We start from the raw sequence: 14,156 nt of genomic DNA, 5'->3' as shown, positions 1-14,156 counted from the left end.
TCGCTCCGGAAAAAAGAGCGGGAGTATAACCCCTACCCAACCTTAATGCTGAGCGCCAGCTGTCAGGACGACAGGGCCTGGATCAGTGCCTTGTTGAAGGCAGGGATGTCATCGGGCTGCCGGCTGCTGATCAGGTTCCCGTCAACCACTACTTCTTCGTCGACCCACTCGGCGCCAGCGTTGCGCAGGTCATCCTGCAGGGTCTTGAAGCTGGTCATGCGCTTGCCCTGGGTCAAGCCGCTCGAAATCAGCAACCAGCCGCCGTGGCAGATCACGGCAATCGGTTTGCCGGCCGCGTCATGGCTTTTGACGATTTTCTGCGCGCCTTCAACCAGGCGGATGGTGTCCGAGTTCTGTACGCCGCCTGGCAGGACCACGGCATCGTAGAGTTCGCTGGCGCTGTCGAAGGTGCCGTCGACCTTGAATTCGTCCGCGGGCTCGTCGTGGTTCCAGCCGCGCACCGTGCCTTGCTTCTCGCTCAGCACGTGCACCTGGGCGCCCGCCTGCTGCAGGGCGTCACGCGGGCCTGTCAATTCCACCTGCTCGAAGCCATCAGTCACCAGGATAGCCACGCGCTTGCCGTTCAGTTCAGTACCCATGGGCCTTGCTCCTTTACTTGATGAATATGAGAAACAGGCCCACCCGCGCTCATGAAAGTTCAAGTTCACTGATCCAGCGGTTAGTTCTGTGGGGTGCATCGCGGTAGAATCGGCAGTCCCATACGAGTGTGCACGCATGTCCCAAGAACTCACCGCCGAACAGATCCAGCAAGCCTTGCAAGGCATCACCATTCCGCCGCAGCCGCAGATCATGGTCGATTTGCAGTTCGAGCAGTACATGCCTGACCCGGACCTGGAAACCATCGCCAAACTGATCGCTCAGGACCCCGGGTTGTCGGGGGCCTTGCTCAAGCTGGTCAACTCGGCGCACTTTGGCCTGTCCAACAAGATTGGCTCGATCCAGCGTGCGGTGAATTTGCTGGGTAGTCGTTCGATCATCAACCTGATCAACGCGCAGTCGATCAAGGGTGAAATGAGCGATGAAACCATCGTCACCCTTAACCGGTTCTGGGATACCGCGCAGGATGTGGCAATGACCTGTCTGACGCTGGCCAAGCGCACGGGTATCCAGCCCGCCGACGAAGCCTATACCCTCGGGCTGTTCCACGATTGCGGCGTTCCGCTGATGCTCAAGCGCTTCCCCACGTACATGGATGTGCTCGAAGAGGCCTATGCAAAAACCAACGAGCAGACCCGCGTGGTGGACACCGAGAACCGCGCCTTCAACACCAATCATGCCGTCGTCGGCTATTTCACGGCCAAGTCCTGGCGCCTGCCCGAACACCTGACCGGCGCCATCGCCAACCACCACAACGCGCTGGCAGTGTTTCGCGATGACAGCGCCCGCAACAACCAAAGCCAGATGAAAAACCTGTTGGCGGTGCTCAAGATGGCCGAGCACATCTGTGCCTCCTACCGGGTATTGGGCAACCAGACGGTGGATCAGGAATGGAACGTAGTGGGGCCGCTGGTGCTCGATTACATAGGCTTGTCGGAATACGACTTCGATAACCTCAAACAGAACATCCGAGAACTAGGTGGGCACTGATACATGCCTGAGTTACCCGAGGTAGAGACCACCCGGCGCGGCATTGCACCGCATGTCGAAGGTCAGCGCGTCAGCCGCGTGGTCGTGCGTGACCGCCGCTTGCGCTGGCCGATCCCGGAGGACCTGGACGTGCGGCTCTCCGGGCAACGCATCGTCACGGTCGAACGCCGGGCCAAGTACCTGCTGATCAATGCCGAAGTAGGGACCCTGATCAGCCACTTGGGCATGTCGGGCAATCTACGGCTGGTGGAGGCGGGCTTGCCGGCTGGCAAGCACGAGCACGTGGACATCGAGCTCGAATCCGGTCTGATGCTGCGCTACACCGACCCGCGCCGCTTTGGCGCCATGCTCTGGAGCCAGGACCCGCTCAATCATGCGTTGCTGCTGCGACTTGGCCCCGAGCCACTGACCGACCTGTTTGACGGTGAGCGACTGTTCCAGCTGTCCCGCGGTCGGTCGATGGCGGTCAAGCCCTTCATCATGGACAACGCCGTGGTCGTTGGCGTAGGCAACATCTATGCGACCGAAGCGCTGTTCGCTGCCGGCATCGATCCGCGCCGCGCGGCCGGTGGCATTTCGCGGGCGCGTTACCTGAAGCTGGCCATCGAGATCAAGCGCGTGCTGGCGGCGGCCATCGAGCTGGGCGGCACCACGCTGCGCGATTTCATCGGCGGTGACGGCCAGCCAGGGTATTTCCAGCAGACACTGTTCGCCTACGGGCGCGGCGGCTTGCCCTGCAAGGTATGTAGCACCGAACTACGGGATGTGAAGCTGGGTCAACGCGCCAGCGTGTTCTGCCCGCGCTGCCAGCGCTGAGGCCTTGCGCGCTTCGGGATGATCGCCACGGAGGAGCAAGGCGCGGGCATGCCGATGGCCGGCAGCGTCAGGCCTTGCCGGTGATCTTCAGGTACTTGGCCATCAGCTGCTCTTGGCTTTCCGGGTGCGCCTCATCCAGCGGGATGCAGTCGACCGGGCAGACCTGTTGGCACTGCGGCTCGTCGTAATGACCCACGCACTGGGTGCACAGGTTGGGGTCGATCACGTAGATCTCTTCGCCTTGGGAGATGGCCTCGTTGGGGCACTCGGGTTCGCAGACGTCGCAGTTGATGCAATCGTCGGTGATGATCAGGGACATGGGGGCTCCGGCCGGGGCTCAACGCCCGGGCATGTTCAACGCAATGGGCACAATTGTGCCGCATTCGCGCCTGCAGTGCACGCAGGCGCGACGATCTGGAACAGCGGCTTTATTTCTTGAAGCGCTCAGTCAGCGCATCGGCCACGGCCGGGTGCACAAATTTGCTGATATCGCCCCCCAGTGCGGCGATTTCGCGAACCAGGGTCGACGAGATGAACGAGTACCGCTCTGACGGCGTAAGAAACAGGCTCTCGACGTCGGGGGCCAGTTGACGGTTCATGTTCGCCAGCTGGAACTCGTATTCGAAGTCCGACACTGCACGCAAACCACGAAGGAACACATTGGCACCTTGCTCCTTGGCGAAATGCGCCAGCAGCGAGGAAAAGCCGATGACTTCGACATTGGGCAGGTGCCTGGTGACCTCACGGGCCAGCTCCACGCGTTGTTCCAGCGGGAACAAAGGGTTTTTCTTGGGGCTGGCGGCCACTGCAATGATCACGGTGTCGAACAGCCGCGAGGCGCGCTCGACCAGATCGCCATGGCCTTTGGTAATGGGGTCGAAAGTACCCGGGTACAACACTCGGTTCATCGCGTCATCCTGGCTGGAGTGCGTTGGGGAGTCGGATGGTAGCGCAGCGACTGCGCCCGGCCAAGTCATGCGGCCGGCCAAGGCACTATACTTTGGGCCAGCCGATGGTGCGAGGCCGCAGCGCTTGGGTACCGTGCAACACCTCGGCAATACCTCGTACCATGGCGGTTTTCACTGCTCCGTATACAGGAAGCTGGACATGGCCCGGCCCATCAAGACCCGCGAGAGAATCGTCCAGAGCAGCCTCGAGCTGTTCAATCAGTCGGGCGAGCGCAGCGTCAGCACCAACCATATCGCGGCGCATCTGGGCATCTCACCCGGCAATCTGTATTACCACTTCCCCAACAAGCAGGCGATTATTGCGGTTTTGTTCGGCCATTACGAAGCGCACGTAGACAGCTTTCTGCGCCCGCCGCAGGGGCGCCCGCTGGCGGTGCAGGACAAGCGGTTCTACCTGCAGGCACTGCTGGCTGCGATGTGGAACTACCGTTTTCTGCACCGCGATCTGGAGCATCTGCTGGGCAGCGATGCTGAGCTGGCAGCCCGTTATCGACGCTTCTCCGCACGCTGCATGCGTCAGGGCAAGGCCATTTACCGCGGTTTCGTCGAGGCGGGTATCCTGGCGATGAACCCCGCGCAGCAGGAGTCGCTGACCATCAACGCCTGGATCGTGCTCACCTCATGGGTGCGCTTTCTCAGCACGACCCGGGAGCATGCAGCGCACCTGGGTGAAGAAGCGTTCAAGCGGGGCGTGTATCAAGTGCTGGCCCTTGAGCTGGGGTTCGTCACCGAGCCTGCGCGCAATGCGGTGCAAGCCTTGTGCCGCGAGTTTCACGTACCGTTCATTCAGGCGCTTGAGCACTAGCGCCAGGGCCTGGGATTACATCGATCAGGAGATTGTCATGTCACTTGCGCAGTTGATCACCCCGCAGCAGTTGGCTGAGCGGCTGGATTCACCAAACCTTGTCATTCTCGACTGTCGCTTCGCCCTTGAGGATGTGGATTACGGTCAGCGCAGTTACGCCCTGGGTCATATCGAAGGGGCGCACTTTGCCGACCTTGAACGAGACTTCAGCGGCTCGGTCAGCAAGGGAGTGACAGGGCGTCACCCGCTGCCCGATCCAGAAAAGCTGGTAGCCCGCCTGCGCGAATGGGGCGTGGATAACGAGAGCGAAGTGGTGCTGTACGACGACGGTACCGGCGCCTATGCCGCGCGAGGTTGGTGGCTGCTGGCCTGGCTGGGCAAACGCAGTGGCGTTGCCCTCCTGGACGGCGGCCTGACCGCCTGGCACGCCGCGCACCTGCCATTGAGCCTGGACCCCCCGGCCCGGCGCGAAGGCAACTTCAGCGGCCAGCCCGATGATGCGATGTTGATCGATGCCGATGGCCTGGATCAGCGCCTGGACAGCGCAGACCTGACCCTGCTGGATGCGCGCGCATTGCCACGTTTTCGTGGCGACATGGAACCCATCGACCCAGTGGCAGGGCATATCCCTGGAGCACGCTGCGCCGCTTTCACCGAAAACCTTGGCAGCGATGGCCGTTTTCTGCCGCCCGAGCAACTCAGACAACGTTTCGAGCAGCAACTGCAGGGGCGTGCGCCTGAGCAACTGGTTGCGTACTGTGGTTCGGGGGTAACGGCGTGTCATAACCTGTTCGCGTTGGCGTTGGCAGGCTACCCGCTCGGCAAACTGTATGCAGGCTCATGGAGTGAATGGATCACCCGCCCTGAGCATGCAGTGGCAACGGGCGATCAGTAAGCCGTCCTCTGCATACCTTCGCGCAACCACTGCGGAATCCGGCGCTCCAGGTAATAGCCCGGTTTTCGCAGGCTGCCGTCGACGAACCCGACGTGGCCGCCATGGGCGTGCAACTCCAGCTCGGTCCCCGGGGCCAGCTCGTTTGCCGTTGGTAAGCTCAGGGGCGAGACGAAGGGGTCGTCGCTGGCCTGGATGATCAGGGTCCGGGTACGGTTCTGACCCAGGTAGAAGCCACTTGAAGCGCGGCGATAATAGTCGTGCACATCCTGAAAACCATTCAGCGGTGCAGTGACCTTGGCGTCGAAATCCCAGAACGTGCGCAAGCCGCGCAGTGGCCCGAGCTGCTCCAGCTTCGCCAGACGTTCTGGGTGGCCTTGGTCTTTGAACAAGCGCTGCTTGATCTGCACGTAGGCGAGCATTTCGCGCATGAAATGTGCCTGGTACACCTTCGAAAACCCTAGGCCGATACGATCGGCACACTGGTCCAGGCGAAAAGGCACGGAGACGGCAACTGCTGCCTGCAACTGGCTGTCGTCACCCTGTTCGCCCAGGTATTTAAGCAGGACATTGCCTCCCAGGGAGTAGCCGACCGCGGACAGGGGGGCCAGGGGCCTTTTGGCGCGCAAGTGGCTGATGATTTCAGCCAGATCCTCGCTGGCGCCAGAGTGGTAGCTGCGCGGCAGCAGGTTCGGCTCCCCAGAACAGCCCCGCCAGTTCGCTGCAACGCTGGCCCAGCCCAGTGCGTGCAGCGCCTGTTGCAGGCCTTTGACATAGGGTGAGCCCGATGACCCCGTCAACCCATGAAGCACTAGCACCAGCGGCGCATGGGGCTGGTGCGGGCCATGCCAGTCGAGGTCGATGAAATCCCCGTCCGCCAGCCAGATGCGTTCGCGGTCGCGTTGCAGCACTGGGATTTTGCGCCAGAGGGGACCCCACAATGTTTGCAGGTGGGGGTTGGAAAGGCCTTTGGCAGGATGAAACAGGGCGCTGGAGCTTGGCATGCTGGGTAACTCGTGATGTGCCCGGCTAGAGTGCCATGAAACAGCGCCTGTATCAGCTCTCACTGACTCGCCTGTGCTCCTGCTCGCCTATCGCTGTGCTGGCTCCGGCGTAGGCAAGGGGGACTGCTCGGCGTCGGGGCCGAGGGTGACGAATACCTGAGGTGCGTTGCGCCACCACACCTGCGCTACTTCACGAAGGTGGGCAGGGGTCAATGAAGCAAGCCTGTCCAGATGGGTGGTCAGGTAATCGGCGGGCAGGCCCTGATGACTGTGCGTGGCCAATGTCGCTGCCAGCTTTGCGCTGTCGGCCAGTTCCCGGTGCAGCCGAGCAGCGATCTGGTTAACGGCCATGTCGCACTCCACCTGAGTTGGTCCAAGTTCATGGAGGCAATCCAGCATGCCTGCGACAAGGGCATGTGAAGCTTCCCGGTATTGCGGGGCGACGTCCCAGTGTACGTGCAACAGTGCTCCCGCATCCAAGTGCCTCAGTTTGGTAGTGACCGTGTAGGTCAGCCCTCGCACATGGCGCAGTTCCTGAGGCAAGCGCGCCTCGTAGTTGCCGCCAAGAATCTCGGTCAGCAACTCCAGTGCAGCATAGACCGGGGCGTTGGGTAGCACGGGGATGGCCAGGGTCAGCATTGCCTGAGTTGCACTGCCAGGGTGCGCAATATGGCGTGACAGAGGCGACTGCTCACCTAACATGGACGGTGGTTGCGATGCCCACTGCTGCGGCAAATCACGTATCAGGTCATTGACCAGCTGTTCCGCCTCGTCTCGGCTCAGGTCGCCAACCAGTCCTATAGCGAGGTTACTGGCCGAGTAAGCCTTTGCATGAAAGGCCCGCACCTGATCAGTGGTCAAGGGGCCGATGATTGCTGCATCGGCGTGCGAAGCGTACGGATGGCCGCTGAATACATGACCGGTGGTCGTATTGATCAGGCGTGCCAGCGGATTGAGGTTTTGCCGGCCTTGGTAGAGCGCTATTCGATCACGTATCTTCGCCACGTCCTCTGCGCGAAACGCTGGGCGGGCCAGCATCTGCGCCAGCGTTTGCGAAACAGCTCGCAGCAAGCCGGGTGTGCTTAGGCACCTTAGCGTGATCGTGGCTTTGTCTTCGCTCAACGAGCGTCCCACGATGGCGCCCCTTGCAGCCATGTGCTCGGCAAACTGCGCCGCACTGAGGGTTTCGGTACCCTGATCAAGGCTGTAGAGCGTCAGCGCAGCCAGCCCTGGGTGATCGCCATCAAGAGCGCTACCTGCCCGGAATCGCAGCACCAGATCAATCATGGGCCGATCGTGCGCAGCTATGAAACTGACCTTCGTACCTTGCGCCGTCTCCCATCGCTCAGCCGTGGCCAGGAGGGCAGGAGGCTGGTCGAGCTCGACCGTTTGGGTCGAGGTCAGCCTTGCCATCGCTTGACGCGCAGCATCGATGGCAGGCCCCTGGCACAGCACAGGTGCTGCTTGGCGTATCTGATCGTCGGTCATGCTTGCGCTCCTGGTAAAAGAGAGGTGGTGGTCAGCCGCTCACGGCCCAGATAAGTGCGCGCTACCTGCTGCACCTGAGCGCTATCGATGATCGAGATCAGGCGCGCATGTTCGTCGATCAGGGTTGCTGGCTGCCCTGTCGCGGCCATGGCGCCGATTTGTGAGGCTTGGGCAATTGGGCTGTCGAGAGAGAAAAGCTGGCGGGCGAGCAATCGCAGTTTTATCCGCTGCAACTGCTCGTCGGACAAGGCTTCGGTATGCAGGCGTGCTATCTGCTTGTAGATAGCATCAGCAGCTTGTTCGAGGGTCGCATTCAGCGTGTTCACATAGGCTGAGAAGGTGATTACGGTGTCGCCACGTACGAGGAGGTCGTAGGTTGCGGCAACGCCTGTCAGCAGACCCCGGCCCCTGACAAGTTCGGCATACAACCAAGCGCTGGAGCCCTCGGCCAGTACTTCACAGATCAGTTCGAGGGTCTTGCTCGTGAGTGCATTGATGGCTGTGGCACAGCTGGGGACGTTGAAGGACATCAACAGACCATGGCTAAGCCCCGGCAAGCTGACGGTCTGGCTGCGTTCAGCCAATGGCGCGTCTGAGCGAGGAAAAGGCGAGTCTGTCAGCTGGCCGCGCTCCACGTGCGCAAAGTACCTTTCGACCTGCTGTTTCAACGTTTCCAGTTCTACGTTGCCCACCACGACGAGCGTGGCGTTGTTAGGCCGGTAATGGGTGATGTACCACTGCCGCAGCGTTGGAAGGTCGATGTTCTGTAGATCCACCGGCGAGCCGAAGCTTGGGGTGGCATAAGGGCTGCTGCCGTGTGCCAAAGCCAAGTGACGGTCGTAGGCTTGCTGGACGGGCTGGGCGTCTACCTTCAGGCGTCGTTCGTCAGCGATTGCCTTGGCGCCTCGTGCCAACTCGGGCAACCCGAATGTGGCTGTGGTCATGGCATCTGCCAACAGTTCGAGCGCAACGGGCAGGCGCGATGCAGGCAGCAGCATGTCGAAAGAGGTGGCGTCGAGGTGAGTACTGGCATTGGCCTGTCCCGCAAGGCGGGCAACGACTTTGGCGTACTGCCCAGGCTCCAGCTTGCGGCTGCCTTCGAATATGACGTGTTCGAGCAAGTGCGAGAGGTTGGTCTGCCCTGCCGGCTCATGGCGGGTACCGACGTTGTACCAGAGCTGGACGGCGGCGAGGGCATTTCGGCTCTGCTGCCTTAGGTAGACGGACAGACCGTTTTCAAGCGTGAAATGCTGGAGAGGGGAGGGGCTGGCGCTTGTAAGAGAGGCAAGCGCCGCCGAGACATCATCGGCCAGTGAAGGCGCAGAGAGTGATACGGTCATGCTGAGGTGCTCGGGTGGCTAGAGACCCGAGCAGCATCAGTCAATGCAAGACCTGGCCTGCGCTATATAACTAGCCCCGTTGCCACAGCGCGTAGTACACCTGTCCGGTTTTTTTCTCCCGGTGCAGGCGCCAGTTGGCAGGCAACTGCAAGGTCGATGGAGCCGCTTCGCTCTCGGTGTATACCCATGCTTGCTCGCTCAGCCACTGGTGCTGTTCAAGCAGATTGCAGGTGTCTGCCAGCAACTGTTGATGGAAGGGTGGATCAAGGAACACCAGGTCGAACTGCTTTTTTGCAGGGCCTTGCAGATAACGCAAGGCATCGGTCTGCAGGATCTGCCCCCGTGGGCAGCGCAGGAGCTCGAGGTTGTTCTTGAGGTTGGCGATGGCCGCAGGATTGCTGTCCAGCGCCACGGCATCTTCAGCCCCGCGAGACAGGGCCTCCAGCACCAAGGCTCCGCTGCCGGTGAAGGCATCGAGCACGTGCGCGCCCTCGATGTAGGGTGCCAGCCAGTTGAAAACCGTCTCGCGTACCCGGTCAGGCGTAGGGCGCAAGCCCTCGCCGTCGGGCACGGCCAGGCGACGGCTGCGCCATTGGCCCGCGATGATACGCAGGTGGCCCTGGCCCTTGCTCTGGCCCGGTTGCTGGCGAGCGGGAGGGTTGGATCTTGGCATTAGTGCTCCGGTACCCCGAGCGGTTGCCCGGAGGGTTTATCAGTGGGGGCTGGCAGTGGCTTCTGCGGCACCTTCGGGCCAACCGTGACGATGACCAGCTTGTCGGCAGACAGGTGCTTGTTCATGGCGTCTTTAACCTGTTCGACGGTCAGGGCCTGGGACTGCTGCATGAAATCTTCCAGCCAGCTCAATGGCAGGTTGTAGAAGCCGATGGCGCCCAGTTGGCCGACAATGCTGGCATTGCTGGCATTGGAGAGCGGGAAGCTTCCGGCCAGCTCGCGCTTGGCATCGTCCAGTTCTTGCTGGGTAGGACCGCTGCGCAGGTAGTCGGCCAGAATACCCTGAACCAGCTTCAATGTCCCTTCGCTGAGCTCGGCGCGGGTTTGCAGGTTGATCATGAACGGGCCGCGCACTTGCATTGGGCTGAAGGCCGAATAGACCCCGTAGGTCAGGCCGCGCTTTTCCCGCACCTCGCTCATCAGCCGCGTCCCGAACGCGCCGCCACCCAGGATCTGATTGCCCAGTGACAGGGCTGGCCAATCCTTGTCCTGGCGATCGATACCCAGCTCTGCGAGCATCAGGTGGGTCTGCTGAGACGGAAACTCGATGTGGGTGAAGCCTGCCTTGGGCTCCGTCGGTTGGGCTGGAGCAGGCAAGGCCGGGCCTTTGGGCAGACCGGCTGAAACCTGCGCGGCAATTGCCTCGGCTTCGCTGCGGTTCAGGTCACCCACCAGTGCGATGACGGCATTGCCAGGCGTGTAGGCCTTGGCGTGAAACGCTCGCAACTGCTCCAGGGTAATGCCAGTGATGCTTTGCGGTGTTCCATCGCTGGGATGCGCATAAGGGTGTTCGCCGTACAGGTTGGCGAACAGCGTCTTGCCTGCGAGCTTGCCGGGATTCTGCTTGTCGTATTCGAAGCCGGCCAGCATCTGGTTCTTGAGCCGTTTGAGCGCATCCTCCGGGAAGGTGGGCTTGCCTGTGACTTCGGTAAACAGCTTCAAGGCCTGGTCGCGCTTGTCCTTGGCACTGAGGCTACGTAGCGAGGCGACGGCCATGTCGCGGTACGAGCCGTTACCGAAATCTGCGCCCAGGCCCTCGAAGCCCTGGGCGATGGCCGTCACATCCTTGCCCTGTACGCCTTCGTTGAGCATGGCGTTGGTCAGCGCCGCCAGGCCTGGTGTGTCACCGTCCTGGCTGCTGCCGGCAGCGAAGGTCACGCGCAGGTCGAACATCGGAAGCTCGCGGGCCTCGACGAACAGCACCCGCGCGCCTTCAGCCGTGTTCCAGTGCTGGATGTTCAACTGGCGGGTGGTGGGCGCCTTGCCATCAAGCTCGGCCAGGGACTGTAGAGTGTTGGCCTGCCGGGCTTGTGCATTGCCAGCCTTGGCAGCGTCCTGGGCCAGTGCCGGTACGGCCAGCGCAGCCGTCAATGCCCAGGTACAGATACCCGTAGCCAGCCAGTGGGGGCGGTGCAAGCGACGGTCACTCATGAGCGGACTCCTCGGGCAGAACATGGGCAACGCTCAGGCGTTCGCGGGTGAAATAGGTACGGGCAGCTTGCTGGATGTCCTGAGGGGTAACGCGCTTGAGTTCGTCCAGCTCGCTGTCGATCAGCTTCCAGGACAGCCCGACGGTTTCCAGCTGGCCGATGGTGGTTGCCTGACTGCTGATTGAGTCGCGGTCATACACCAGCCCGGCGATGACCTGGGCGCGCACGCGCTCGAGCTCTTCTGCCGTGGGCGGAGTAGTCTTGAGTTCATCCAGCAGTTGCCAGATGCCCTTTTCTACGTCTGCCAGGGTTTTTTGCTTCTGCACGTTGGGTGTGGCTGAAATGAGGAACAGGCTGTCGCCGCGCGTGAAGGCGTTGTAGCTGGACGAGGCGCCGGCCACCAGTTCCTGCCCGCGCTCCAGTCGTGCGGGCATGCGTGCGCTGTAGCCGCCGTCGAGCAAGGCCGAGATCAGACGTAAGGCATGCACCGTGCGAGGGTCCTTGGCCGTGGGCAGGCCGGGTACGTTGAAGCCGTAGATCAGGCTTGGCAGCTGGGTGCGCACGTGCAGGGTCAACTGACGCTGGCCGGGCTCAGCCAGCTCCAGCGGCAGCTTGGCCGCAGGTGTGTCCCGGCGAGGGATAGCGCCGAAGTACTTCTGGGCCAGGCCCTTGACTTCCTCGGCGGTGACATCGCCCACCACCACGAGCGTGGCGTTGTTGGGCGCGTACCAGGAGGTGTACCAGTGGCGCAGCTCCTCGACCTTCATGCGCTCCAGGTCGGCCATCCAGCCGATGGTCGGGGTGTGGTAGCCACTGGCCGGGTAGGCCATGGCCCGAAACAGCTCGAACGCCTTGGCATTGGGCTGGTCATCGGTGCGCAGGCGGCGCTCTTCCTTGATGACCTCGATTTCACGGCTGAACTCGTCGGCTGGCAGACGCAGGCTGGCCAGCCGATCGGCCTCCAGCTCGAAGGCAACCGGCAAGCGATCACGCGCCAGCACCTGGTAGTAGGCGGTGTAGTCGTCGCTGGTGAACGCGTTCTCTTCGGCGCCCAGGTCCCGCAGGATACGCGAGGCTTCGCCGGGGCCGACCTTGGCACTGCCCTTGAACATCATGTGCTCGAGCGCATGGGAAAGGCCGGTCTGGCCAGGCGTCTCGTAGCTGGAGCCGACCTTGTACCAGATTTGCGAGACCACCACTGGCGCGCGATGGTCTTCGCGCACGACCACTTTGAGGCCGTTATCCAGGATGAATTCGTGAGTGGGTTGCACATCGGCGGCGAAGGCCGCAAGCGGGAGGCACAGCGTGCCGAGCAACAGGCCAGCGGCGCGGCGGGCTAGAGCATTCATACGGTGTTTAACCTGTTCGGCGGCCCGCTGGGTTTAGCGTCGGCAGGCCAGGAGGTGCTAGGATACTGATCCGGTTGCCTGGCGACCATGCCTGTCGCCGTTCTGGCCTGCAGGACATCAAGACAAAACGTTGCGCATGAACCAGCCGGCTTCTAGATAGTCTGTTCTGCGTAGAAAGAATTCCTGATGCGCCCTAGCGGGCCATCGCTACCCTGAGATAGCCGTCTTCCATGTTTGGTTCCAACGACGACAAAAAAGCGCCGGCCGAGGCTGGCGAGAAGAAAGGCCTGTTCGGCTGGTTCCGCAAGAAGCCGCAGCCACCTGCGCAAGCGGACGTGCCGGCGGAAAAATCCCCAGCTGTCGAAGCGCCCGCACTAGCTGATTCCGAGCGAGCGGAGGTGCCTGCGCCGCTGGACGAGCACGCCGCTGCGGCCCCGGTCGTTGCGCCGCGTGCGGAGCCTATACCCCCTGCTCCCGTGACGGCTGAGCCCTTGCCAGAGGTCGCCGTGCCCGAGGCACCGGCGCCGGTAGTCGATCCTGCACCGCACGTGCCCGCGCCTGTTCAAGCGGTCGCGCCTGAAGCCGAAATCCCTGCCCCCGTGAGCAACCTGGTGCTGCCGGTTGCAGAAGAACCCGTGGCGCTGGTGCCCGATCTGCAAGCCAAGGCGCCACCGGTCATTCCTGATCGCCCGGCGCCTGCGCCAGCGGTCCAGCCCATTGCAGAGCCGCCCAAGGTCGATCTGCACGTCGAGGCCGAGGCTGCCCCGCCCGTCGAGGCCGCCCAGGCCGAGCCTGTGAAAGCAGGCTTTTTCGCCCGCCTCAAGCAGGGATTGTCGAAAACCAGCGCCAGCATTGGCGAAGGCATGGCCAGCCTGTTCCTGGGCAAGAAAGTCATCGACGACGACTTGCTCGACGAGATCGAGACTCGCCTGCTGACCGCCGACGTCGGGGTGGAGGCCACGTCCACCATCGTTCAGAACCTGACGCAGAAGGTGGCTCGCAAGCAGCTGGCCGACGCCGATGCGCTGTACAAGTCCTTGCAGGAAGAACTGGCCGCGTTGCTCAGGCCTGTCGAGCAGCCGCTGGTCGTGGCGGCGCAGAACAAGCCTTATGTGATCCTGGTGGTAGGCGTCAATGGCGCTGGCAAGACCACCACCATCGGCAAGCTGGCCAAGAAGCTGCAAATGGAAGGCAAGAAAGTGATGCTCGCTGCAGGCGACACCTTCCGGGCCGCGGCGGTCGAGCAATTGCAGGTGTGGGGTGAGCGTAACCGCATCCCGGTGATCGCGCAGCACACCGGCGCCGACTCCGCCTCGGTGATCTTCGACGCGGTGCAGGCAGCCAAGGCCAGGGGCGTGGATGTGCTGATCGCCGATACCGCCGGGCGCCTGCACACCAAGGACAACCTGATGGAGGAGCTGAAGAAGGTCCGTCGCGTCATTGGCAAGCTCGATCCCGATGCACCGCACGAAGTGCTGCTGGTGCTCGACGCCGGTACTGGCCAGAACGCCATCAGCCAGGCCAAGTATTTCCACCAGAGCGTGGAGCTGACCGGCCTTGCGCTCACCAAGCTCGACGGTACCGCCAAGGGGGGTGTCATCTTCGCCCTGGCCAAGCAATTCAAGCTGCCTATCCGGTTCATCGGTGTTGGTGAAGGGATCGATGACCTGCGCACCTTCGAGGCCGAGCCGTTCGTCAAGGCCCTGTTCGCCGAGCGAGACTGA

General features: G+C 62.3%; 14 protein-coding genes. 5 read left to right on the top strand and 9 right to left on the bottom strand.

The window, feature by feature from the left end:
• Window positions 1–62: 62 nt before the first annotated feature.
• The gene (locus tag ACF8R3_RS08525) at window positions 63–599 is read right to left on the bottom strand and encodes a type 1 glutamine amidotransferase domain-containing protein (RefSeq protein ID WP_058638143.1); all 537 of its coding nucleotides are present in this window, start codon (window positions 597–599) and stop codon (window positions 63–65) included.
• 190 nt (window positions 600–789) lie between these two features.
• Between ACF8R3_RS08525 and ACF8R3_RS08520 the strand changes: the two genes are divergently transcribed.
• Entirely contained in the window at window positions 790–1,608 is an 819-nt protein-coding gene (locus ACF8R3_RS08520) for an HDOD domain-containing protein (RefSeq protein WP_178091246.1), read from the top strand.
• A gap of 3 nt (window positions 1,609–1,611) precedes the next feature.
• The gene (gene mutM / locus ACF8R3_RS08515; protein ID WP_058602884.1) at window positions 1,612–2,424 is read left to right on the top strand and encodes a bifunctional DNA-formamidopyrimidine glycosylase/DNA-(apurinic or apyrimidinic site) lyase; all 813 of its coding nucleotides are present in this window, start codon (window positions 1,612–1,614) and stop codon (window positions 2,422–2,424) included.
• A 67-nt stretch (window positions 2,425–2,491) separates the two neighbouring features.
• On the opposite strand, the gene ACF8R3_RS08510 is transcribed toward mutM, so the two are convergent.
• Window positions 2,492–2,743, bottom strand: a complete 252-nt coding sequence (locus ACF8R3_RS08510; protein WP_058602885.1) for a YfhL family 4Fe-4S dicluster ferredoxin — start codon at window positions 2,741–2,743, stop codon at window positions 2,492–2,494.
• 109 nt (window positions 2,744–2,852) lie between these two features.
• Complete coding sequence (gene coaD, locus ACF8R3_RS08505; RefSeq protein WP_023532462.1) at window positions 2,853–3,332, bottom strand: pantetheine-phosphate adenylyltransferase; 480 nt, start codon at window positions 3,330–3,332, stop codon at window positions 2,853–2,855.
• Between the two features lie 199 nt (window positions 3,333–3,531).
• Between coaD and ACF8R3_RS08500 the strand changes: the two genes are divergently transcribed.
• Together ACF8R3_RS08500 and ACF8R3_RS08495 are read left to right on the top strand one after the other, a co-directional pair.
• The gene (locus ACF8R3_RS08500; RefSeq protein WP_058638142.1) at window positions 3,532–4,197 is read left to right on the top strand and encodes a TetR/AcrR family transcriptional regulator; all 666 of its coding nucleotides are present in this window, start codon (window positions 3,532–3,534) and stop codon (window positions 4,195–4,197) included.
• A gap of 37 nt (window positions 4,198–4,234) precedes the next feature.
• The gene (locus ACF8R3_RS08495; protein WP_058638141.1) at window positions 4,235–5,092 is read left to right on the top strand and encodes a sulfurtransferase; all 858 of its coding nucleotides are present in this window, start codon (window positions 4,235–4,237) and stop codon (window positions 5,090–5,092) included.
• Here the strand turns inward: ACF8R3_RS08495 and ACF8R3_RS08490 are convergent.
• The 6 genes from ACF8R3_RS08490 to ACF8R3_RS08465 form a co-directional block, all read right to left on the bottom strand.
• Entirely contained in the window at window positions 5,086–6,093 is a 1,008-nt protein-coding gene (locus tag ACF8R3_RS08490; protein WP_058638140.1) for a hydrolase, read from the bottom strand. The two genes, ACF8R3_RS08495 and ACF8R3_RS08490, sit on opposite strands and share 7 nt — an antisense overlap.
• 87 nt (window positions 6,094–6,180) lie before the next feature.
• The gene (locus tag ACF8R3_RS08485) at window positions 6,181–7,581 is read right to left on the bottom strand and encodes a pitrilysin family protein (protein ID WP_058638139.1); all 1,401 of its coding nucleotides are present in this window, start codon (window positions 7,579–7,581) and stop codon (window positions 6,181–6,183) included.
• On the bottom strand, window positions 7,578–8,921 hold the full coding sequence (locus tag ACF8R3_RS08480) for a pitrilysin family protein (protein ID WP_058638138.1): 1,344 nt from the start codon (window positions 8,919–8,921) through the stop codon (window positions 7,578–7,580). Before ACF8R3_RS08480 ends, ACF8R3_RS08485 begins: the two co-directional genes overlap by 4 nt.
• A gap of 70 nt (window positions 8,922–8,991) precedes the next feature.
• A complete protein-coding gene (gene rsmD, locus ACF8R3_RS08475) occupies window positions 8,992–9,594 on the bottom strand; it encodes a 16S rRNA (guanine(966)-N(2))-methyltransferase RsmD (RefSeq protein ID WP_058638137.1) in 603 nt (200 codons plus the stop codon).
• Window positions 9,594–11,084: a pitrilysin family protein gene (locus ACF8R3_RS08470; RefSeq protein WP_078479283.1), complete on the bottom strand. Its 1,491-nt coding sequence runs from the start codon at window positions 11,082–11,084 to the stop codon at window positions 9,594–9,596. Before ACF8R3_RS08470 ends, rsmD begins: the two co-directional genes overlap by 1 nt.
• Entirely contained in the window at window positions 11,077–12,432 is a 1,356-nt protein-coding gene (locus ACF8R3_RS08465) for a pitrilysin family protein (RefSeq protein ID WP_058602893.1), read from the bottom strand. Before ACF8R3_RS08465 ends, ACF8R3_RS08470 begins: the two co-directional genes overlap by 8 nt.
• Window positions 12,433–12,662: 230 nt before the next feature.
• Here ACF8R3_RS08465 and ftsY point away from each other — a divergent pair, with 230 nt between their 5' ends.
• The gene (ftsY, locus tag ACF8R3_RS08460) at window positions 12,663–14,156 is read left to right on the top strand and encodes a signal recognition particle-docking protein FtsY (protein ID WP_078479282.1); all 1,494 of its coding nucleotides are present in this window, start codon (window positions 12,663–12,665) and stop codon (window positions 14,154–14,156) included.

Origin of the sequence: Pseudomonas sp. FYR_7, from assembly GCF_043106155.1 — a bacterium.
GTDB lineage: Bacteria > Pseudomonadota > Gammaproteobacteria > Pseudomonadales > Pseudomonadaceae > Aquipseudomonas > Aquipseudomonas parafulva_B.
The sequence above is the reverse complement of the archived record's forward strand: the minus strand, read 5'-3'. Positions and strand labels throughout refer to the sequence as shown.

Excerpts from the sequence above, each read along its gene's own strand:
- rsmD (WP_058638137.1), bottom strand. The coding sequence starts at position 9,594 with ATGCCAAGATCCAACCCTCCCGCTCGCCAGCAACCGGGCCAGAGCAAG.
- coaD (WP_023532462.1), bottom strand. The coding sequence starts at position 3,332 with ATGAACCGAGTGTTGTACCCGGGTACTTTCGACCCCATTACCAAAGGC.
- ACF8R3_RS08465 (WP_058602893.1), bottom strand. The coding sequence starts at position 12,432 with ATGAATGCTCTAGCCCGCCGCGCCGCTGGCCTGTTGCTCGGCACGCTG.
- ftsY (WP_078479282.1), top strand. The coding sequence starts at position 12,663 with ATGTTTGGTTCCAACGACGACAAAAAAGCGCCGGCCGAGGCTGGCGAG.
- ACF8R3_RS08485 (WP_058638139.1), bottom strand. The coding sequence starts at position 7,581 with ATGACCGACGATCAGATACGCCAAGCAGCACCTGTGCTGTGCCAGGGG.
- ACF8R3_RS08490 (WP_058638140.1), bottom strand. The coding sequence starts at position 6,093 with ATGCCAAGCTCCAGCGCCCTGTTTCATCCTGCCAAAGGCCTTTCCAAC.
- ACF8R3_RS08500 (WP_058638142.1), top strand. The coding sequence starts at position 3,532 with ATGGCCCGGCCCATCAAGACCCGCGAGAGAATCGTCCAGAGCAGCCTC.
- ACF8R3_RS08480 (WP_058638138.1), bottom strand. The coding sequence starts at position 8,921 with ATGACCGTATCACTCTCTGCGCCTTCACTGGCCGATGATGTCTCGGCG.
- ACF8R3_RS08495 (WP_058638141.1), top strand. The coding sequence starts at position 4,235 with ATGTCACTTGCGCAGTTGATCACCCCGCAGCAGTTGGCTGAGCGGCTG.
- mutM (WP_058602884.1), top strand. The coding sequence starts at position 1,612 with ATGCCTGAGTTACCCGAGGTAGAGACCACCCGGCGCGGCATTGCACCG.
- ACF8R3_RS08510 (WP_058602885.1), bottom strand. The coding sequence starts at position 2,743 with ATGTCCCTGATCATCACCGACGATTGCATCAACTGCGACGTCTGCGAA.
- ACF8R3_RS08525 (WP_058638143.1), bottom strand. The coding sequence starts at position 599 with ATGGGTACTGAACTGAACGGCAAGCGCGTGGCTATCCTGGTGACTGAT.
- ACF8R3_RS08470 (WP_078479283.1), bottom strand. The coding sequence starts at position 11,084 with ATGAGTGACCGTCGCTTGCACCGCCCCCACTGGCTGGCTACGGGTATC.